This window comes from Paenibacillus sp. FSL M7-1414 (assembly GCF_038003195.1).
Classification (GTDB): Bacteria; Bacillota; Bacilli; order Paenibacillales; family Paenibacillaceae; genus Paenibacillus; species Paenibacillus amylolyticus.
In genome coordinates, this window is record NZ_JBBOOS010000001.1 from 1,814,692 (window position 1) to 1,835,458 (window position 20,767).

The following is a 20,767-nucleotide window of genomic DNA, read 5'->3' on the forward strand; positions in this document are numbered from 1 at the left end:
ATGACAGAGAAACGGAAACAGGACGAAGCGGAGATCTATGATCTATGCTTCGTCCTGTTTGCATATAAGGATGGCTATTGCTCCTTAACGATAGGTTATTTTTCTTAAGGAGCAGGTACAGTTACTGAAACCTCATCCCCAGGGAGAGCTACGATTTCAGGAGATCCAACCGTAGAAGGAACAGTGACTGTTTCTACAACTTTAGCCTCAGAAGGTCCAGTAGTAGATGGAACAGTAGTAGATGGAACAGTAGTAGAAGGTACAGTAGCAGACGGAACTGGCACAGCTTCGGAAACTTCATTCTCAGGTAGAGCCACGATTTCAGGAGTTTCGGAAGTAGAAGGAGCAGTTACAGCTTCGGAAATTCCGACCTTGTTGGGAGAAGCTACGATTTCAGAAGACCCATCAGTAGAAGGAACAGGCACAGTTTCAGAAGCTTCAGCCTCCACTTTAACCGTATGGTTTGATGCCCATACTGCGGTGGACGTACTTACTCCTGTAATAAGCAGGAGGGCTCCCATACTTATTATCCAATGTTTCTTTTTCAGTTTCTTTACATTAAACATAATCATCAATCTCCTTTTTAATTGTTTGCCTTCACCCGATAGGGACGAACAAAATTGAGCAGGCATTTTCTTGGTTCCCGCCATCACATTTAAAATTGTCTCACCATATCGTCTTCGTTCTTCGTGGGACATCTCTTTCACCACATCTTCATCACAGGCCAACTCGCTCCAGGTATGAATGTCCCGGCGAATCATATGAATCAGGGGATTGAACCAGTGCAGGGCACTAACCCCCAAGGTCAAAGCTTTGACCCACAGATCTTTATGTTTTAGATGTACCAACTCATGATGAATTACCATACTGATGTCCATTTTCACCGTATTTTCGGGTGGCAGATATATCGTGGGTTTAAACAAGCCAACCAGTATAGGGCTTCGTACTAGCGTGCTGTGAGCAAGCGTGATATTACGTTTGAGACCCAAAGCCTCTTTGATTAATGGTAGCTGTACAGCTGCTTCACTATGACAGAGGACTGGGGTACGTGTACGAGATAATTCATTCAGAAATCTTCGATAACAGTACACCTGCCATGCAGAAAAACTGATGACTCCAATGCCCCATACGCATAACAAGAACCAGGCTGTGGTTACCGAAATGGTTTGTTCCGGGATAAACGTTCCTGCAAGTACGCCCGAAGCTGCTGCATTCTCCTTACCCGGTATAGTTGATGTCGTTTGGAATGCAATATCCAAAAGCCATGAAAGGCCAAGAGATACCGGGAACAGATAAAACAAGATAGCCAGTTTACCGAGTCTGTAGAGCCACTTGGTTGGAAAAAAAGATACGGGTATAAGTCGTAGTGCCAAAATACAAACAGAAACGATACTTCCCGCCACGGTCAGGCTGCACAGAATCTCAAAAAAGATATTCATCATCTGCACCTACTTTTCCGAAAGCCATTTTTTCAGTTCTGAAATGTCATTGTCTGAAAGCTTGTCACCGTCATACATGGCCGAAACCAAATTTTTGACTGAACCTTGATACAGTCCATCAAGAACATGCTGCGTTTCTTGTAGTTTGTAATCTTCGGGCTTTAGAAGAGGCTCATAATCATTGGTCCGTCCACGTCTCGTAACGGTAAGAGCGCCTTTATCCACCAACCGTGACAGAAAGGTAGACATGGTCTGCGCTTTCCACGCTTTCCCCTTCTCAGCAAATATGTCTAATAGTTCTGTGGAGGTGACCGGTGGGGCGCATGACCATATAACGACCATTAACTCCATTTCTGTTTCGGATAATTTTTGAATCTGGTTCACAGTGAACACTCCTTAACATCGTTATGCGTCCATAACGATTGTATTACTACACTACGTAGTACGTATAAACTACTACAACTTGTAGTGGATAGTCAAGTTATCCTGATAGATGATTGCCAAACCATGTTATAATATAGGTCATTAATAGAAGAACGATGTAGGAGTGAATGATCATTACAGCATATCAATTACCTGCTCTCTATGAGCAGAAGCGAGTTTCAATGCACGAGATGGAAGAGATTGTACGCCTGTTAGCTCAGGCACCGCTATTATACGATGATGGACTGAGCATTCAGGTTCAGGATTACATGGGAGGCTTGGAGGTTGAACTTGAACATGAGGTACGCCGTGCAGTGACCGAGTTGTACGAACTGGCTGTTCAGGCCTGCCGGGTCTTCGCCGATCCATTGGCGTACGAGCAACTTCAGGATGCGCTTGGGTTACAGGCTGAGTTATGGCAGGAGGAAGTGCTTACTCTTGCAAAGTGGATGGATTGGTTGAAGCAGATCAGCGAAGGAAAGAGAACACTGCCAGAGTACAACTTCACAGCGATGCTAGGGAACTTGCCGGACGGATTCATGATCCATGATTTTTATGATGAGCTCCGATATCAGCTGGAACAAAACCCTGCAAACGCATGGGCTATCGAAGAGCGGGATCGCTTGTACGCAGCCTTGGGTGCGAATTAAATCAAACCAACGGGTCACCGGCGGTGTTAATCTAATATCTGCATTTTGCATGCATGGAAACATTCCAATCTATATCTTGCGAATTCTTTACCCAGTATGGGAAATGAGGGGATACCGTGAAGAAGGTTGTATTAGCTGGTGGAACGGGATTTGTCGGACAGGATTTTGCCCAAAGATTCGAGAAACTAGGTTATGAGGTGTTAATTATCTCGCGTCAGCCCGGTCATATTGCCTGGGAGGATCGTGCGGGAATTATAGGGGCACTGGAAGAGGCAGAAATGTTGATTAACCTGGCAGGTAAATCGGTGAACTGCCGTTATACGGAGGAGAATCGCAAAGTCATTCTGGAATCCAGAACCCGGACAACGCGCATTCTCGGCGAAGCCGTCCTGGCTTGTAATCAACCTCCTGAATTATGGATTAATTCGAGTACAGCAACCATATACAGACATGCTGAAGATCGTCCCATGACGGAAAAAGAGGGCGAGATTGGCTCCGGGTTCTCGGTCGACGTTGCCAAGGCATGGGAACAGGCTTTCTTTGAATTCAGTCTGCCGTCTACACATCAGATTGCACTGCGGATTGCGATTGTGCTGGGCGAGGGTGGCGTGATGGTGCCCATGACGAACCTCGTCCGTTTTGGACTGGGAGGATCTCAAGGTGCAGGAACGCAGCAGTTCAGCTGGATTCATATCGAGGATCTGTTCCGCATGGTGATCTATCTGCAAGAGCATCCACACTTGAATGGTGTGTTCAATGCGTCCTCTCCGCATCCGGTGACGAATCGGGAGCTAATGGCGCGTCTGAGAGAACAGATGGGTGTTCGGATCGGACTACCTTCTCCTCGATGGATGCTTGAACTGGGCGCACGTTTTATTCAGACCGAGACGGAACTGGTTCTCAAAAGCCGTTGGGTAATTCCCGAGCGAATGGAGAGGGAAGGATTTACGTTCACATACGGTACGCTAGATGCCGCTCTTGCCGAGATTTTGAACAAGAAGAAATGACACTTTATACAAAAGAAAACACAACAGGAAGGGCAGAGGCATCTGCCCTTTTATTATATATTTCAAAGCTTTTACTTCATGGCGTTTCGCTATTTGAGGTGAGGTGTAAATTTCATTTAAATCAGTCAGATGAACAGAAAGAGGTTGGGGAAATGCAACTTAGAAGAGTAAGGATCGCAGGAACAGGGAAGTACCTGCCTGAACAGGAAGTCACCGATGAGGAACTGGATCGCCGCTTGGACGTGCCTGCCGGATGGGTCAGTAAAGCCACAGGCGTAGGTGTACGTCATTATGCTTCGGGTGAAGAAACCTCCTCTTTCATGGGCGCGCGGGCTGCGGAAGTTGCACTGGCGGATGCAGGATTACAATTCAGTGATATCGACTGTCTGGTGTGTACCAGTGGCACGAAGGAACAACCGTTGCCAAGTACGGCGGTATTTATCCAGCAGGCCATGGGGCAGCAAGATTCTGGCGTACCTGCTTTTGATATGGATGCAACCTGCCTAAGTTTCCTGAACGGACTGGATGTGATTTCCTATATGGTAGATGCCGGACGTTACCGGCGAGTACTGCTCGTAGCCACTGAGATTGCCTCAGCCGGACTGAATTGGTCGGATAAAGAGAGTGCGGCCCTGTTCGGAGATGGAGCGGCCGCTGTTATTATTGAGCGTTCGCCTGAAGGGTCATCCTCTCAGATTGTACATGCTTCCCTTCAAACCTACAGCCGAGGTGCCCGCTTCTCGGAGATTGCTGGTGGAGGTACACGGTTGCATGCTTCAAATTATAAGGCAGATCAGCCTGAACCCTACCTATTTCATATGGATGGACAGGCGATCTTCCGCATGGCTTCCAGACTTTTGCCTGGATTCATTGGTGATATGCTGCAGGCGACCGGGAATCGAATGGAGGATTTCCAATTGGTCATTCCTCATCAGGGAAGTGCGATGGCGATGAGACTGATTCGCAAGAAGCTTGGCATTGCTGAAGATCGGTTTATGGACATCACACGAAATCACGGCAATACGATTGCGGCATCAATCCCGATGGGGCTGCATGAAGCGATTAAACAACAGCGTATTCAGCGTGGAGATCGGGTGTTGATGATTGGCACGGCTGCCGGATTATCATTGGGAGGACTCATTTTTGACTACTAGATCTGGGAAAACTGGACATCGTACAGCTGATTCTCTCCGTGTGTTGCTTACAGGCGGAAGGGCTCCCGTAACGCTTGATCTGGCACGCATGCTTCGCCGAGCAGGCCATCGGGTCTATGTTGCGGAGAGTGCCATACGGCATCTGACCAGATCATCCAGTGCAGTGGAACAGTGCGCTGTGGTCCCATCGCCGCGTCATGACACAGCTGCGTATCTGGCGGAGTTGGAACAGTTGGTTCAGGATTGGCAGATTGACCTGCTGATCCCAATGTGTGAAGAAGTCTTTTATGTTGCCCAAGGGGCAGACAGATTGCGTGTATATTGCCGTGTTCTGGTTACAACTCTGGAGCAGCTGCATGAGCTGCACCATAAATATGATTTTATCCAGCTTGCAGGGTCACTTGGTTTTTCGGTTCCGGATACACACCTGATCCAAAGTCGGCAGGAATGGATGGAAGCTCAGTCTGTTCTGGGAAAAGTAGGAGATTGGGTATGGAAACCGGTGTATTCCCGCTTCGCAGCCAAAGTTCGCATGCCAATACTCGTGACCGATGAGGCTAGGGCAGGGACGGATCAGGAAGGAAACGTAAGTGAAAAGAAACGTCGACATTTCCGTAACGACCCTCCGGACGAGGTAGCACTATCATCTATTTCACCTTGGGTTGCACAGGCCTACATTCCTGGTCAGATGTTATGTACATACAGCATAGCGCATGAAGGGCAACTGGTTGCACATGCCACTTACGACAGTCGCTATCGTACAGGAAGCGTGGGAGCCAGTGTTTTTTTTGAACAGGTGGAACATGAGGATGCCCTTGCGTGGGTGAGACAATTTGTTGAGGCAACGGGGTTTAGCGGACAGATTGGGTTTGATTTTATAGAAGGTCAGGACAGGCGAGTGTATGCGATTGAGTGTAATCCGAGGGCAACGAGTGGGATTCATCTGTTTCACCCTGGAGATGACTTGGTGCGTGCATTGACTGAACCGGAGACGTTGGTCAAGGAAGGAAAAATGATCACGCCCGCACGGGGCAGCAAAGCCATGCTCATGCTTCCCATGCTGGGAAGTGGAGTACAGCAGATCTTAGGCAAAGGAAAGCTCCGTGCATGGATAGCAGCATGGCGTGGAACCAGGGATGTGGTCTATGTAGGGCAGGATATCCAGCCTGTATTTCAACAATTCGGAGTGGTGCTAGCCGCATGGCGTCTGGCAAGATCGCAGAAGTGCTCGCTGACTGAAGCTTTGACTCATGACATAGAATGGAACGGTGAACAACAATGAATAGAGCATTGGTTACAGGAGCTACGGGATGTCTGGGCAGGCACCTGGCGATACGACTTGCCAAAGAGGGTTGGGAAGTAACTGGCATGGGCCGACAGCCTAAGATTGGTACAGAACTTGAGGTGGCAGGAATCCGATTCTTGAGTGGAGATATACGGGATCAGGCAGCAGTAAACGAAGCGTGTGCGGGGCAGGATATGGTCTTTCACTGTGCGGCACTATCCTCGCCATGGGGCAGATATCGTGACTTTTATAGCAGTAATGTAGAAGGTACACAAAACCTCATTGATGGCTGCCTGCATAATGAGGTGCAGCGATTCATACATGTCTCAACTCCAAGTATATATTTTAACTACAACCCGCGATATAACGTACATGAGAATGATCCGTTGCCATCCAAACCAGCTAATCATTATGCAGCCACGAAGCTTCTCGCTGAGCAGGTTGTAATGGAGGGGCATGCGAAGGGACTTCCGTCGATCATGATTCGACCGCGAGCGATCTTTGGTCCGTATGATCAGACGTTGTTTCCCAGAATTGTCGCAGCAAACGCAAAATCGGGCGTGCCCATGATCGGTGGTGGACAGGCGTTAATCGATCTGACATGTGTGGATAATGTGGTGGATGCCTTGTTGTTGTGCCGCGATGTCGATGCAGAAGCACTTGGCAGAGCCTACAATATTTCCAATGGCGATCCGAGGGCGTTCAGTGAGTTGGTGAGCAGCCTGTTTGGCATGTTGGATATGCCCTTGCGTCGTCGAAACATTCCTTATCGGATGGCATATGGTGTGGCAGCGTTGCTAGAGCGAGTTCATGGCTTTATCCCTGCGATGGGTGAACCTGCATTGACACGGTATACAGTCGGCTCCTTATCTATTCCACAGACATTGGATATTACGGATGCACGGGAGCAATTGGGATACATCCCTCGGGTGTCCATTGAAGAGGGATTGCAACAATTTGCAGACTGGTGGAGGGCTGAATCATGCTGACAACAACTCCGGTGGAACTATATTTGGGTGCGGCGGGTTATTGTACACATCCAGAGTTTCTGACGCTGCGTGGTGGTCGATTGAGCCCAGTACCTTTCCCGGCAGGATTTGCCTGCATCATTCATCCCGTACATGGACCGATCCTGCTGGATACGGGATATAGTTCCCGCTTTTTCGAGGAAACGGCTCATTTGCCTAACGCACTGTATCGTCATATTACACCTGTGGTCTATAGTGAAGAGGATAGTGCCGTTCATTTTTTGGCTCGAATTGGACTGAAAGCTTCGGATATTCGGTATATCATCCTCTCGCATTTTCACGGCGATCATATCGCGGGTGTACGAGATTTCCCAGAGGCACAATTCATTTATCTGCCAAGGGCCTATGATGCTGTGCGCTCACTTGGTCCGATTGCGGCTGTAAAAGCAGGTTTTCTTGCGGGGCTTTTGCCCGAAGATTTTATAGTCAGATCATTGCCAGTTACGTGTGAGCCTGAGCGATGGATAAGAGCGGGGGAAGCTTTCCCTTTTGATGAGGTCTACGACATCTTTGGTGATGGCAGTCTGCTTGGGGTGGATGTATCCGGTCATGCGGAAGGCATGATGGGACTCCTGTTGCGTACAGAAGAACATGACTATTTTCTCTGTGTGGACGCGGTATGGTCGAGTCGGGCTTTTCGTGAACAGCGCAGACCGAATATTCTTGCTGGAATCATTATGTCGAATCGACAGGAATACCACCGTAACTTTGACAAGCTGGTTCAGCTGCATCAGCAGTTTCCACACATTCGTATTGTGCCGAGTCATTGTCGAGATGTACTGGACGCTTGGGGTGTAGGAGGGCCGAAACGATGAGTAATACCTTTCGTATTGTGGTTTATTATGCACTCGCACGTGGGCTGCGAACTTGGAAAACGCGAGAACAACTTGAGCGCTGGCAAGAGCGCCGGATTATTCGGCATGTTCATCAGATCCGTGCCCGATCTCCGTTTTACCGGAAGTGGTGGGGGAGCTTGGACGCATCCGACTGGAGAAGATTTCCCTTGATTGACAAATCAATCATGATGCAACATTTCGATACACTGAACACGGTGGGCATTACCAAGGACGAAGCGCTGGTTCTTGCGGGTGAAAGTGAAGAAACGCGTGACTTCAAACCTTCCATTCAAGGTGTGACGGTTGGACTGTCTTCGGGCACGTCAGGGAACCGGGGGATATTTCTGGTGAGTGATCGGGAGCAGGATGCTTGGACGGGTACGGTGTTAGCCAAGTTGCTGCCTGATGGACTGTGGAAACCTGCAAAGATTGCGTTTTTCCTGCGGGCCAACAGTAATCTGTATGAATCGGTGCAACGTGGCAAATTGCAGTTTGAGTACTTTGATCTGCTGGAGCGTGTGGAGACCTTGGTGAATCGGCTGGAAACCTACCAACCTACCGTGTGGGTGGCTCCTCCATCCATGCTGCGTCTGTTGGCGGATGCCTATGTAGCAGGCCAGCTGACTGCTGTGCCGGATAAAATCATCTCTGTTGCCGAGGTGCTGGACCCCCTGGATCGCAAGGTGTTGGAGAAGGTCTTCGGACAGACCGTTCATCAAGTCTATCAGTGTACAGAAGGATTTTTGGGTGCGACCTGTCGCTACGGCACACTGCATTTGAATGAGGATATCGTGCATATTGAAAAAGAGTTCATTGATCCCGCCACCCGGCGGTTCGTGCCCATTATCACAGACTTCTCCAGAACATCACAGCCGATTATCCGGTATCGGCTGAATGATATTCTGACCGAGGCGGCGATGCCATGTGCCTGTGGTTCCCCGTTTACCGCCATTGAGCGGATCGAAGGCCGCTGTGATGACACGCTTTATTTTACACAACTACTTACGGGTGAGGCGGTACCGGTCTTTCCGGATTTCGTTACCCGTTCGGTCATTGCGGCTTCGCCGGATATTGAACATTATCGTGTGGTGCAGCAAGGGGACGGAACAATGGAGGTATCCCTTCGACTTGGCGGGAACGCAGTGATGGCTCAGGTTGAGACGGATGTACGGAGTCAACTCATGAAGCTGGGGGAGCGGCTTGAATGCAACTTACCTGAGATTAGATTTGTTCCGTATACGTTTGAACCGGGACTTACGAAGCTGCGTAGGGTGGAGAGAAAAGATAACGGAGTGGCGGATTAAGCAGCAGGGGCCGTGCGGTATAGGTAGGAACGGAAGTAAGTAATTTACCGAGGAAAGAAGGACACACCGTGACAGTAGAGGAACACTTAACAGAAGCCGGACAGGGACGGATTAATACAGGTTCTGATGTAGTGAAGAAGACAAAGGAGAGAGCGAACGCTCCGGTGGCCTTAATTACGGGTACATCCAGTGGTTTTGGTATGCTTACGGCAATCACCCTTGCTAAGCAGGGGTATCGCGTTGTTGCTACAATGCGTGATCTGAGTCGAAGAAAAGAATTGGTGAAACTGGCTGAACAGGCGGGGATAACCGAACGTTTGCAATATGTGCAACTTGACGTGACCGATACTGAATCCGTGCAGAAAGCTGTGGGGTCCGTACTTCTTAATAATGGCCGAATCGACATGCTGGTGAACAATGCGGGATTTGCGGTAGGCGGGTTCATTGAGGAAGTATCGATGGAGGATTGGCGGCGACAGATGGAAACGAATCTGTTTGGATTAATCGCTGTGACACGTGCGGTCCTGCCTGTGATGCGTGAACAGAAGCAGGGGTTAATTATAAATTTGTCCAGCGTCAGTGGGTTGTCCGGTTTTCCAGGGTATGCGCCCTATGCTGCCTCCAAATTCGCTGTGGAAGGATTCACGGAAAGTTTGCGGCATGAGATGTCTTCGTTTGGTGTTCGGGTGGTATTGGTTGAGCCTGGCTCTTATCGCACACCGATCTGGAATAAAGGTTTGGGTGAGATTCACCGGAGCGAGGACTCTCCGTATAAGCATAAGTTGGATGCGGTTCTTCGTTATTCCAAACATGCGAGCGAGACGGCACCTGATCCACAGGAGGTAGCCGATCTGATTGGCCGAATTGCACGGATGCGTGCACCAAGACTTCGATATGCTTTGGGAAAAGGTTCGCGTGTGCTCATCATAGGTAAAGTACTGCTACCCTGGAAGTGGCTGGAGTGGATCATCGCCCGTGGATTAAAATAGAGATAAGGTACGAGTCACGATTGCGTAATTTCCGAAAAGGAGGGGTTAGCCATATTCGAATTCATCGTCATTATTTTACTTCTTGCGATTGTGGGTCTGCTCTTTCATATCAATAGCAAGCTGCCAGCGCGTGACCGGGTGAAGGAAGCAATGGAACGGGATCGGAATCAGAAACATAATCAGGATGCTCCAAATTAAAACGCGGAGGTTACCAATGAAAATGGCATTCGTTTTGTTTGATGGACTGACTTTCCTTGATTTTGCAGGGTTTTATGATGTGATCAATCGGTTGAATTTCTTTGAACCTACCAAAGGAACGACGTGGGAAACCTGTGCCATGACAGATCAGGTCACGGATGAGTCTGGTCTAACGTTGAAGGTGGATCGAGTGAAGCCTGACCTATCGGAATATGATCTCGTGTTTATCCCCGGAGGCATGGGAACGCGCAAGCTTCGATATGACGAGGCCTTTGTAGGTTGGCTGAAACAGGCTGAGTCTGTGCCTTTGAAGGTTTCGGTGTGCACAGGCTCTCTGTTGCTGGGTGCAGCTGGTTTTTTATCCGGCAAAAAAGCAACAACACATCCCCGTGCATATAATTTGCTTGAGCCGTATGTCACCGAGGTGATTCAGAAGCGGATTGTAAAAGATGGAAATGTAATTACTGCCGGTGGTGTGGCCACGTCCATTGACCTTGGGATTTATGTTGTTGGGTTGCTTGCAGGACAGGAAGCGGCAGCGAATGTAAAACTTCAGATCGATTATCCTTATGAGATGCAGGGAGTGGTCGAAGAATGAATGAAGGCCGAAAGCAAGAGACCTATATCATTCGCAATATTCAGCGGGATGAAGCAGACACCTACTGGCCTTTTCGATTAGAAGCATTGAAAACACATCCTGAAGCCTTTGGGGCTTCGTTTGAATTGTCGATTCAGATCCCCATAAATGAAGTACAGGAACGCATACATAATGAGCCCGATGATTATATTCTGGGAGCATACACAGAAGAAGGAACCTTGGCGGGAATGATGGGTTTCAAAAGGGAACATGGCCTAAAGCTCAGGCACAAAGGCATGATCTGGGGCGTCTATGTTGCTCCGCCATATCGGGGAAGTGGGCTGGCTTCGCTCTTGCTCCGCGAGGTGCTGGATCGGGGAAGACATCTGGAAGGCATCAAGCAGATTAATCTGAGTGTAGTTACAACGAATGAGTCAGCCAGACGTTTATACGAGCGATATGGATTTGAAGTCTACGGCATCGAGCGTAACGCATTGGAAGTCAACGGTCAGGGATATGATGAGGCGCATATGAATTACTTTTATGCTGAGCACTCAACATTGGATGAAAATATCACCACAGGAGGAGTCCGATGACAGATCATGTTGAACTTGGTATCGACGGTGTTTCCTTTGTTTTAAAAGAGTCTCATTCTTTCGATTGGTTACAGCCATTGGGTACGGTCTTTCGCGTATTCGATCAGCAGGATTCAGGGAATATCTCCTTCGGTATTGTGCAAAAGGATGGAAAGCGATTGTTCGTTAAATATGCGGGAGCACATACAATTCATGCGAATCATACGGGAAGTCCCCCGGAAGCCATTCTTAATCTGAAATCATCTGTTTCCGTTTACGAAGATTTGGCGCATGACACGTTGATTCGACTAACGGATCATTTTGCAACGGATGAGGGGTATGCCTGTGTATTCGATTGGGTGGATGGGGAGTGTTTGCATTCCCACTGGTATTTTCCGCCTCCGGCCAAATATGAAGATCCGCGTTCGCCCTACTATCGGTTCAGACAGCTTTCTGTTGAGACACGCATTCGGGCAATGGAGCAGATTCTGAATTTTCATATCGAGGTGGAACGAAGAGGTTATGTGGCTGTTGATTTGTATGATGGCAGTCTGATCTATGATTTTGACAGAAACTTTATGAAAATTTGTGATATCGACTTGTATCGGAAGGGCTCTTTTACCAATACCATGGGGCGCATGTGGGGATCTTCCCGCTTTATGTCCCCTGAGGAATTTGAGCTAGGCGCACCCATAGATGTGGTTACCAATGTATTCAACATGGGGGCAATGGCGTTTGGTTTGCTTGGCGGGGAGAAGGATCGTTCCTATGAGAGATGGGATGCCGGAGAAGCATTGTATCAGGTTGTGATACGTGCAGTGAGCGATGATCGGTCCGAGCGGTACGCAACGATTGCGGAATTGGGTGACTCCTGGAAACAAGCTACGAATTAAGGTCAATGAGTGAGTGGTGGAATTTTCGCAAATATGCAAAATCCATTCGTAAGTGTGTGTGAAATCCCGTATAATGGAAATTATTAAGGGGGTGCAGACGATGTGCAGATATGCCATGTCAGGACCATATAAAGACATCTATGCATGTTTCATTTGTTGCAAATCATTTAAACAAGTTTCCAGACATGACCTGAGCCCTGAGGTGGTGGCACAACTTGAATATAAATGCCCGCAATGTGCCACGTCTATGGTTAGCATGGGACAGGATTTCCAGGCGCCCAAGCAAAATGATACCAAGCAATGGACCAAAGTGATGATGCTGTACCGCCATGGTTATACCTATCATAATTGTGGGTGCGGGGCTGGATATCGCCCGGCTGATTTACGTGAATTATCCGATTTTCTGGAGCAGCAAGAAGCTGGTAAAGGCAGTGAAGGCAAACGATTATTGCAAAGGTTAACTTCATAGTTATGGTTCCAAAATCCAACCTGTCGTCTATGGAAATGTTGAAAATACAGGTGAGTACTTTATATACGATCAACGAGCAGCAGCGTCTATTAAGCATCAACGAGCCGGGTGGTGGGCAGGCTCCAGCCATTTTTATCGGCATGACTTCTGCTGGTTCACTGATCTATTATCATGAGCAGTTACCGCCGGATCTAATGGATGAGTTGGGGAAGGGTTGCGAGCTTCCGTTGGATATTCCGAAACTGATTCGAAAAGTGGAAACCTTTGAGCCAGTTAACCGTGTGTGGATGGGACCCGCCTATGCTTTTCCTGAGATATCCCACGAGTGGAATCAGAAGGTTCAGTTGATTGGTCAGGAGCAGCATTATTTGCTGGCAGAGCATTTCCCTGAATTAACAGACTACTTGTATGAAAAAAGCCCTATTGCCGCTTATGTTATTGGGGATTCTGCTGTGGCAGTGTGCTGCTCCGCAAGGTTTTCCGATCATGGGGCGGAAGCGAGTCTGTATACGGCACCCGGTTATAGAGGACATGGATATGCAGCGGAGACGGTAAAGTGCTGGCAGTATTATGTCAAGGAGCGTGGACGCATGCCAATCTACAGTACATCTTGGGATAATCTCGCTTCACAGCAAGTTGCCCGTAAACTCGGATTAATTCAGTTTGGTGTGGATTTCAGTATCACAACTGTGGATTTGAGGAAGGACTGTGATGTCTTATGATCCGCACTTTCGTACAAGAGGATCTGCAGTATGTCATTGAAGCACATATCCGAATCTATCGAAACGAGTATAATTATGATCATAGCTTTGCTGAATTTATCACCAATGGCGCGCGTAGATTATATCAATCTGTGGGCTTTGAAGTGAAGGAAGTCCGCAAGCAGATGTTGTCAGGTCAGGAGCTTACCGAAGAACAATGGGAACTTGTTCTGTAGTTGGCCGGGGGCTTGAGCATGAAAGCTGAATCTGTTGAGTTAACTCGTTGTTGAAAGGAGTGGTACAGTGAATCGCAGAAGACTGATTCTGGGTTTGTTATCCGTATGCACAGCATTGACGGTAGCAGCATGTTCGACTTGGACAGAAGACCAAGCATTATCAGCAACCATTGAAAGCAAGTTGCAGCAGATGGTTAGCGACCCTGTCCTCCTGACCAGTAGCAATCCGAATGATTATATTGCTGGTAACCGGGAGGCTTACGACGACATCTTGAATACGGGGGAGGCAGGACTGCCTTTCCTGCTACAGCAGCTCGAATCCAGTCCGGACAATGGTCTCAAGGAATGGATCATGGCTCAGGCAAGTACTGAAATGCTCGGAGAGCTTAACCCTGTAGAGGCGTGGCATAGTGGCAAGGACTGGCTCAAACAGTATAAAATGAGCGTAGAATAATGGCTTATCTTCTCTATAGTACCTGACTTAGCGGAAGTAATGGAGGGGCGGAATCGATTCTGAAGAAGCGATAGCGTTCGGCTTAGTCAGCGATCAGAAGAACGATCCGTAACCGGAATGGTTCCCGCAAGCCGTCAAGCACTGTAGTGTGTGATGAGCCGGAAGTACAAACCTCACCTCCAGTCAGCATGAGCAGCATTGAGAGGTTCTTGGAACCCGAAGAATACATTATAGAGGTGAAATCCTTGACTAAAAAAATTGCTTTTTTTGATTCAGGCATCGGTGGTTTAACCGTTTTGCATCAGGCATTACAACAGTTTCCTGAAGAAAAATTTCTGTATTATGCGGATACCTTGCATGTCCCGTATGGAACCAAGTCTGCGGATGAGGTTAGAGGACATATTTTTGATTGTGTGGAAGCCATCGTTCAGGAGGATGTTCAAGCTATCGTGATTGCTTGTAATACAGCAACAAGTCTGGCTGTGAAGGATCTGCGCGCCAAGTATGATATCCCGATCATTGGCATGGAGCCTGCAGTGAAACCAGCCGTGGAGATGAATCGTGATAGTGGGAAGAGAGTGCTTGTATTTGCCACGGCCCTCACCTTGAGCCAAACCAAGTATAACGAACTGGTATCACGTGTTGATGATCACCACAGTGTGGATTCCATTGCGCTGCCGGAACTTGTGGAGTGGTGTGAACAGCTGGATTTTGATCCAGGCAAAATCGCTGATTATTTCCGGTTCAAGCTGGCTGATCTCGATCTTCATGGGTATGGCACAGTGGTGCTTGGTTGCACGCATTATCCATTCTATACGTCCATTCTGCGCACGGTTCTGCCCGATCATATACAGATTATTGATGGCAGTACAGGTACAGTGAACCATCTGAAGCAGCGGCTTGGACTGGTGGCTCAACATGGAGACAGAACAGGGAAACAAGTCACTTTCCTCAGTTCATCAGGCCGACCGGAAGAGCAGGAGAAGATGTACAGTGCACTTCAATATCTTGAGATGAACTCCAAGTAAGTTACACCATAGGAGGTGATAGCTATGCAGTCGATTTATCTTATCCGTCACGCCAAGGCCACAGGGCAGGAACCTCATGCAGAGCTTACAGATGAAGGGATCAGGCAGGCTGAAAAACTTGCGGATATCTTGGCTCATCATTCCATAACGTATATTGTCTCCAGTCCATGGAAAAGGGCTGTTCAGACGGCTATGCCACTGGGCATAGCAACGCTGCAACATATACATACGGATGAACGTCTCCAGGAGAGGGTACTTAGCTCTCTTGATCTGCCTAACTGGATGGATGTACTGAAACGTACATACGATGATGTGGATTGGATGGAAGAAGGCGGGGAATCTTCGAGAAACGCGGCTGCAAGGGGGCTGGCACTACTGGAAGAGTTGTGGAGCAGACCGGAACAGCACGGGGCCGTGGTTACACATGGAAACTTATTATCACTACTTATTCGTGAGTATGAACCATCCTTTGGTTATGAAGAGTGGACCAGACTGTCTAACCCGGATGTGTATGTGCTGGAGAGACAACGACCGGATGCAGGGCTGTCCACCATTCGAAGAATCTGGACAGATTAAACAGCAAAAGAGTGCTCCAGCGATATTATATCAGCCAGAACACTCTTTTCGTTTATCCACGGGGCATATTACAATGCAGCAATCATGATCATAACCCATCCAGCCAAAAATGCGACTCCACCAAGTGGGGTAATGGCTCCCAATTTGCGAATACCCGTTACACTTAAAAGGTACAGGCTGCCAGAGAACAGGATGATCCCGGCGAACATCAGCCATCCGGCAAGCATGACGAGTGAAGAGGATTCAAGACGGTCTGCCAGCAGTCCGATCAGGATGATGCCAAGTCCGTGGATGAGGTGATATTGAACACCGGTTTCATAGATTTTAATCATGTCAGCGGATAGTTTGCGCTTGAGCGCGTGTGCGCCAAAAGCACCCAATGCAACAGCCAGGAACATCATAATACTGCCGAGTATAATCAGGGTTTGCAATGTGTTTTTCTCTCCTTTTAAGGGTAATTAGATATAACATCAAAGTGTACTGCACGAGTGTTGTCTACAGTTTGCGCAATTGAATCTGCCCAATGGAGTGATCGGCTTCCTTTTTCAGAATCAGTCTGGCACGTCCTTTGGTTGGCAAAATGTTTTCATGCAGGTTTTTGGCATTGATATCTTGCCAGATCTGGTTGGCCGTACGCACGGTTTCTTCTTCATCGATATTGGCGAATCGTTGATGGAAAAAGGAATCTGTGTTCTGGAACGCTGTATTGCGGAGTAGCTTGAAACGCTCAACGTACCAGTGTCGTATATGCTCTTCTTCCGCATCAATGTAGATGGAAAAATCGAAGAAATCACTAACCAGCAAAGGCGTTTCCTTTTTGATCTGAAGTACATTGATACCTTCAATAATGAGAATATCCGGTTGACAGATCTGCTTCTCTTCTCCTTGAATGACATCGTAGGCGAGGTGAGAGTAGACGGGTGCTTTCACTTCGGGTTTGCCAGATTTCACATCACCCATGAACTGAATCAGGGATTTGATATCATAACTTTCCGGGAATCCCTTGCGGTTCATGATGCCCTTCTCTTGCAGCACCGCATTGGGATATAAGAAACCGTCGGTTGTGACAAGGTCAACCTTCGGGCTATTCTTACCTCTGGCGAGCAGTGCCTGTAGTAAGCGGGCCGCTGTACTTTTGCCCACGGCAACACTCCCCCCGATTCCAATGATGTAGGGAGTGGGGAGGGCTTCTTTTTTCATAAAGGAGGCCGTCAGTTGATTCAGCTCTCGTGAAACTCTTGCATATAGGTCAATAAAGTGGGTAAGAGGCAAATATATATCTTCGACTTCTTGAATCGATACCTCTTCATTCAATCCCTTTAACTGTTCTAATTCGGCTTCCGTCAGTGGAAGAGTGGTCTGATGTTCTTTAAGTTCAGCCCATTCCTTGCGGTTAAACTCGATGTAAGGAGAGTATAAATTCATGAGATCCCGCTTTCTGTATGTAATATAATTGTGGACACAACCTTTAGTGTATCAAATTTCAGGAAACTGACAACACCTTTACATTGTGCCTTTCATAATGCCTTTCGTCAAAATGGAGCGAAAAACAACTTACTAGGAAAGTTTAACCCAATTTATGTTAAAGTCAACGTATACCATGCGGAAGGGTGACAGCACATGATCGTATATGAGAGAGAGCATGATTTTGTTTTGACCGCACAGCATGAGCATGGATTAGTAGCCGGAGAGATGGCTTCCCACTGGAAAAATGAATTATTAGCCGATGCTGCGCATCGGGATGAATTGATTCTAGCGGCCAAGGAACATGACCGTGGCTGGATTGAACTGGATTCGTCTCCGTTCTGGAATGATTACAGTCAATCGCCGTATTCGTTTCGTGACTTTCCATTGCGTCCGCGTTTTGTATTCTACCATAAAGGGATTGAAGAAGTTCGTCAGAAAAACCTCTACGCCGGATTATTGTGTAGCTTGATGTACACGGAGCTATTTCAGAAAAATCTGGGGGCCAATGCTCAGGATGATGATGACATCCGAGATTATCTGCAACAAGAACACGAACGTCAGCTGGATTGGGAGAAACAGCTTGGTGGTGATGCTGAAGCCCTGAAACAGAGGCTGCAAAGTGATGTGGAGATTATGCTTTTCTGTGATCAGCTCAGTCTGTTTCTCTGCATGGAGGAACCTGGAACACCTGCTGCGCGTTATGATTTTTTTGCAGAAGGGCTCAGTTGTACGTTTGATGCCTGTTCCAGACAACCGATTCAAGCAGAGTGGTTATCCAATGAAAAAGTAGGGCTGTCTTTTTTCCCGTTTGATGAGGACTTTACGATCGTTTTGCCTTATAAATCAGTGCCGAAGGCAAGTATCCGCAAATTTGGTATGCAACAGGCTTATCGCCGGGCTGAATGGAAGGAACGCCGGGTGTTGATTACGGAATTGAACTGAGGACTGGAAACTCCAGACTTGAGGAAAGAGCAGCATAGAATATCACAAAACAGGCGGGCTTCTGATGTACAGGTGTACAGGGCGTCCGCCTTTCGTATGCATATATATCATCATAGACTATAGTGTGAGACCGGTGAAAATACGAATGAATCAGAGTGGGAATAAAGAAGGAAAACACATGTTATTCCCAGAAATGTTAGTGTACAGCAGAGAAGCGCACGTTAGCAGGAGGACGAATATGGATACTAGAATAGAAATATTAACGATGTGTATGGTATGGGACAAAATGAATGATCAGGTGTTGTTAATGAATCGGCCGGACCGCAAAGGATTTCCGGGATACATCGCTCCTGGGGGAAAGGTAGATTTTCCGGAGAGTATCGTGGATGGTGCCGTGCGGGAGGTTCTGGAGGAGACGGGGCTAGTAGTTAATGAGATTACGTATAAAGGGCTTGATGAGTTCTGTGATCCCGAACAAGGATTGCGGTACATGGTATTTAACTATTTGGCGACTTCATTCGAGGGTCGGTTATTGCAAGATCCGCCCGAAGGCGAGCTGTTATGGGTGCCGATGAAGCGGGTTTTTGAGCTGCCTATGCAGGATTGGTTCGCTGAACGTTTCCCGCGTTTTTTCCAAAAAGGCACTTTTGAGCGGAGCGTGATCTGGGAGAAGTCATCCGGACGTACGTTGCAAGAAACATTTATGGTGTATAGCGATTCCGTACTTGAACAGAGTGGGACCCGATAAGTTAAACCGTCAGAAGGAGGAAAAATCATGGGATACCAGCATGCCCTGCAAGGATACATTGCGGCGACAAATACACATCAGTTTGATGAAGTCAGTAAATGGTTATCGCCACAAGCCGTATATTGGTTTACGGGAACGTCTTGTACTACCCCTAACGAAATTCGGGCGTATTTTGAGAACGCTTGGGAGACAGTCAAGGAAGAAGTGTATCGTGCTGAAGATGTTAAGTGGATTACGACTAGCAAAGAGCAGGCCGTTTGTATTTATACCTACCACTGGAAGGGAATTTATCAGGGAGAGCTGGCTTATGGCAAGGGTCGGGCAACGAATGTGTTTGTTTATACGCTTGATGGGGAATGGAAATTAATCCATGAGCATTTAAGCTTGGGTTAGGATAAAAAATAATGCCTCATAATGTATCATCCATATCTATATATTTATATCCAAATATTATGATATAATGAAGTTTACTATTTTTATAGGAGATGACTAGTCTGTGGGTAATAGTGTGTGATTAATAGATTGAGTAAACTAGTTTGTTGAAATGAAGAATGATATATTTGTAGATTTGCCATACATAGGCTTCTGCAAACAGAACGTAAATGAATATTGTACGATGAAAAGGTGGAGATTGGCATGAAATTGTCGTTCCGGATTTTGGACTGGGAAGAAGAGAGACCCTACGAACTTTTATTGATGGCTGATCCTTCAAAAGCAATTGTTGATGAGTACCTGAGTCGGGGTGTTTGTTTTATTGCCGAGTACGAAGGAGAGATGGTTGGGGAGTTCGTATTGTTGAAGACTCGTCCAGAGACTGCGGAGATTGTTAATATTGCCGTACAGGAAGAACTGCAGGGACAAGGTGTAGGCAAACACATGATTAAGGAAGCGATGGAAGCTGCACGTAGATTGGGATGCCGAATTCTCGAGATTGGGACGGGCAACTCCAGCTTTCATCAATTGAAGTTATACCAACGTTGCGGTTTCCGCATTATCGGGGTTGATCGTGACTTCTTTGTGAGGCATTATGAGGAAGAGATTATAGAGGATGGTATCCGCTGTGTGGATATGATCCGTATGGCCATAGATCTGGATGCTGTTACAGAGGATGAAAACGAAAGGAAGAGTCCTTAAGTGAATCGGCATACACATATTGGGGTATATGGCTTGGTAGCTTGGGAGGGCCAATTCCTGTTGATTCATAAGGCTCGCGGAGCATATCAGGGGCAATGGGATTTACCAGGCGGAAGGCTGGAATTTGGCGAGCAGCCAGAGACTGCTCTTCATCGTGAGATTGAAGAGGAGACGGGCCTGACCCATCTACAAGTGATGATTCGTTCTGCGGAGTCTACGGTACTGGAATGGGTGTATCAAGGTGAGCCGGAAGAGTTGCACCATATCGGGATGTTGTATGATGTTGTTTTGACCGCAGCCAGTCAGCCGGATCATATCAAAAAAGAACCCGATGGTGAAGATTCGTTGGGCGCGGACTGGTTTACACTGGAGCAAGTTAGAGATCTTTCCCTAACGCCGTTTGCAGAGTATATGATTAGCCAAAGTACATCTTGATGTGCATCCTCAACTTTATTGTTAACTTAAATTTGATGAATCCAAAGAAGCTGCTCGGATAATTTATGTCTGGGCCAGCTTTTTGCTGTGGGTCTCCTGAAGAAAACCCCAATTATTTGTTGAATGTGACGTCAAATGGTTAATGTTTAACTTGACGGTTTGTTTTTGCACATAATGGACCACAATTCAATTAAGGAGGTAAAATGGGAGATCGTATGC

At 47.4% G+C, this 20,767-nt stretch carries 26 protein-coding genes; 22 read left to right on the plus strand and 4 right to left on the minus strand.

What is annotated here, in order from left to right:
• Positions 1–104: 104 nt before the first annotated feature.
• Together MHH92_RS08330 and MHH92_RS08335 are read right to left on the minus strand one after the other, a co-directional pair.
• Positions 105–1,442, minus strand: coding sequence for a M56 family metallopeptidase (locus MHH92_RS08330; RefSeq protein WP_340903133.1), 1,338 nt, complete (start codon positions 1,440–1,442; stop codon positions 105–107).
• A gap of 6 nt (positions 1,443–1,448) precedes the next feature.
• Complete coding sequence (locus MHH92_RS08335; protein WP_340903135.1) at positions 1,449–1,823, minus strand: BlaI/MecI/CopY family transcriptional regulator; 375 nt, start codon at positions 1,821–1,823, stop codon at positions 1,449–1,451.
• A 167-nt stretch (positions 1,824–1,990) separates the two neighbouring features.
• Between MHH92_RS08335 and MHH92_RS08340 the strand changes: the two genes are divergently transcribed.
• The 17 genes from MHH92_RS08340 (at position 1,991) to MHH92_RS08420 (ending at position 15,822) form a co-directional block, all read left to right on the plus strand.
• The gene (locus MHH92_RS08340) at positions 1,991–2,512 is read left to right on the plus strand and encodes a hypothetical protein (protein WP_340903137.1); all 522 of its coding nucleotides are present in this window, start codon (positions 1,991–1,993) and stop codon (positions 2,510–2,512) included.
• A gap of 116 nt (positions 2,513–2,628) precedes the next feature.
• Positions 2,629–3,519, plus strand: a complete 891-nt coding sequence (locus tag MHH92_RS08345) for a TIGR01777 family oxidoreductase (RefSeq protein WP_340903138.1) — start codon at positions 2,629–2,631, stop codon at positions 3,517–3,519.
• Positions 3,520–3,671: 152 nt separating this feature from the next.
• Entirely contained in the window at positions 3,672–4,673 is a 1,002-nt protein-coding gene (locus MHH92_RS08350) for a beta-ketoacyl-ACP synthase III (RefSeq protein WP_340903139.1), read from the plus strand.
• Positions 4,663–5,955 (plus strand): ATP-grasp domain-containing protein, encoded by a 1,293-nt coding sequence (locus MHH92_RS08355; RefSeq protein WP_340903140.1) that lies wholly within the window; start codon positions 4,663–4,665, stop codon positions 5,953–5,955. The genes MHH92_RS08350 and MHH92_RS08355 overlap by 11 nt, the downstream gene beginning before the upstream one ends.
• Complete coding sequence (locus MHH92_RS08360; protein ID WP_340903141.1) at positions 5,952–6,947, plus strand: NAD-dependent epimerase/dehydratase family protein; 996 nt, start codon at positions 5,952–5,954, stop codon at positions 6,945–6,947. Before MHH92_RS08355 ends, MHH92_RS08360 begins: the two co-directional genes overlap by 4 nt.
• Positions 6,941–7,801: an MBL fold metallo-hydrolase gene (locus tag MHH92_RS08365; protein ID WP_340903142.1), complete on the plus strand. Its 861-nt coding sequence runs from the start codon at positions 6,941–6,943 to the stop codon at positions 7,799–7,801. Before MHH92_RS08360 ends, MHH92_RS08365 begins: the two co-directional genes overlap by 7 nt.
• Positions 7,798–9,126 (plus strand): F390 synthetase-related protein, encoded by a 1,329-nt coding sequence (locus MHH92_RS08370; RefSeq protein ID WP_340903144.1) that lies wholly within the window; start codon positions 7,798–7,800, stop codon positions 9,124–9,126. Before MHH92_RS08365 ends, MHH92_RS08370 begins: the two co-directional genes overlap by 4 nt.
• Before the next feature lie 68 nt (positions 9,127–9,194).
• Entirely contained in the window at positions 9,195–10,115 is a 921-nt protein-coding gene (locus MHH92_RS08375; protein WP_340903146.1) for an SDR family oxidoreductase, read from the plus strand.
• A 214-nt stretch (positions 10,116–10,329) separates the two neighbouring features.
• Complete coding sequence (locus MHH92_RS08380; protein WP_017689696.1) at positions 10,330–10,911, plus strand: DJ-1/PfpI family protein; 582 nt, start codon at positions 10,330–10,332, stop codon at positions 10,909–10,911.
• Positions 10,908–11,486, plus strand: a complete 579-nt coding sequence (locus tag MHH92_RS08385) for a GNAT family N-acetyltransferase (protein WP_340903149.1) — start codon at positions 10,908–10,910, stop codon at positions 11,484–11,486. Before MHH92_RS08380 ends, MHH92_RS08385 begins: the two co-directional genes overlap by 4 nt.
• Positions 11,483–12,358, plus strand: coding sequence for a serine/threonine-protein kinase (locus MHH92_RS08390; protein WP_340903152.1), 876 nt, complete (start codon positions 11,483–11,485; stop codon positions 12,356–12,358). The genes MHH92_RS08385 and MHH92_RS08390 overlap by 4 nt, the downstream gene beginning before the upstream one ends.
• Before the next feature lie 100 nt (positions 12,359–12,458).
• Positions 12,459–12,827: a hypothetical protein gene (locus MHH92_RS08395; protein ID WP_340903155.1), complete on the plus strand. Its 369-nt coding sequence runs from the start codon at positions 12,459–12,461 to the stop codon at positions 12,825–12,827.
• A 50-nt stretch (positions 12,828–12,877) separates the two neighbouring features.
• Positions 12,878–13,549 (plus strand): GNAT family N-acetyltransferase, encoded by a 672-nt coding sequence (locus MHH92_RS08400; protein ID WP_340903157.1) that lies wholly within the window; start codon positions 12,878–12,880, stop codon positions 13,547–13,549.
• Positions 13,546–13,764, plus strand: a complete 219-nt coding sequence (locus MHH92_RS08405) for a hypothetical protein (RefSeq protein ID WP_340903159.1) — start codon at positions 13,546–13,548, stop codon at positions 13,762–13,764. Before MHH92_RS08400 ends, MHH92_RS08405 begins: the two co-directional genes overlap by 4 nt.
• A gap of 67 nt (positions 13,765–13,831) precedes the next feature.
• Positions 13,832–14,218, plus strand: coding sequence for a hypothetical protein (locus MHH92_RS08410; RefSeq protein WP_340903160.1), 387 nt, complete (start codon positions 13,832–13,834; stop codon positions 14,216–14,218).
• 245 nt (positions 14,219–14,463) lie between these two features.
• Positions 14,464–15,246 carry a glutamate racemase gene (gene murI, locus MHH92_RS08415; RefSeq protein WP_340903162.1) on the plus strand — a complete coding sequence of 261 codons (783 nt, stop codon included), beginning with the start codon at positions 14,464–14,466 and terminating at the stop codon, positions 15,244–15,246.
• Between the two features lie 24 nt (positions 15,247–15,270).
• Entirely contained in the window at positions 15,271–15,822 is a 552-nt protein-coding gene (locus tag MHH92_RS08420) for a histidine phosphatase family protein (protein ID WP_253506937.1), read from the plus strand.
• A gap of 68 nt (positions 15,823–15,890) precedes the next feature.
• Here the strand turns inward: MHH92_RS08420 and MHH92_RS08425 are convergent, their stop codons facing one another.
• Together MHH92_RS08425 and coaA are read right to left on the minus strand one after the other, a co-directional pair.
• Positions 15,891–16,253 carry a DUF423 domain-containing protein gene (locus tag MHH92_RS08425; RefSeq protein ID WP_253506940.1) on the minus strand — a complete coding sequence of 121 codons (363 nt, stop codon included), beginning with the start codon at positions 16,251–16,253 and terminating at the stop codon, positions 15,891–15,893.
• A gap of 64 nt (positions 16,254–16,317) precedes the next feature.
• Positions 16,318–17,247 carry a type I pantothenate kinase gene (gene coaA / locus MHH92_RS08430; RefSeq protein ID WP_036610217.1) on the minus strand — a complete coding sequence of 310 codons (930 nt, stop codon included), beginning with the start codon at positions 17,245–17,247 and terminating at the stop codon, positions 16,318–16,320.
• 195 nt (positions 17,248–17,442) lie between these two features.
• On the opposite strand from coaA, the gene MHH92_RS08435 reads away from it, so the two are divergent.
• The 5 genes from MHH92_RS08435 to MHH92_RS08455 all read left to right on the plus strand — a co-directional run bounded on the left by MHH92_RS08435 (position 17,443) and on the right by MHH92_RS08455 (position 20,548).
• The gene (locus tag MHH92_RS08435; protein ID WP_253506943.1) at positions 17,443–18,231 is read left to right on the plus strand and encodes a DUF3891 family protein; all 789 of its coding nucleotides are present in this window, start codon (positions 17,443–17,445) and stop codon (positions 18,229–18,231) included.
• A gap of 238 nt (positions 18,232–18,469) precedes the next feature.
• On the plus strand, positions 18,470–18,979 hold the full coding sequence (locus MHH92_RS08440; RefSeq protein WP_074094279.1) for an 8-oxo-dGTP diphosphatase: 510 nt from the start codon (positions 18,470–18,472) through the stop codon (positions 18,977–18,979).
• Positions 18,980–19,006: 27 nt separating this feature from the next.
• Entirely contained in the window at positions 19,007–19,372 is a 366-nt protein-coding gene (locus MHH92_RS08445) for a YybH family protein (protein WP_340903166.1), read from the plus strand.
• 243 nt (positions 19,373–19,615) lie between these two features.
• Positions 19,616–20,113: a GNAT family N-acetyltransferase gene (locus tag MHH92_RS08450; protein ID WP_036610208.1), complete on the plus strand. Its 498-nt coding sequence runs from the start codon at positions 19,616–19,618 to the stop codon at positions 20,111–20,113.
• The gene (locus MHH92_RS08455; protein WP_253506948.1) at positions 20,114–20,548 is read left to right on the plus strand and encodes an NUDIX domain-containing protein; all 435 of its coding nucleotides are present in this window, start codon (positions 20,114–20,116) and stop codon (positions 20,546–20,548) included.
• Positions 20,549–20,767: the final 219 nt, after the last annotated feature.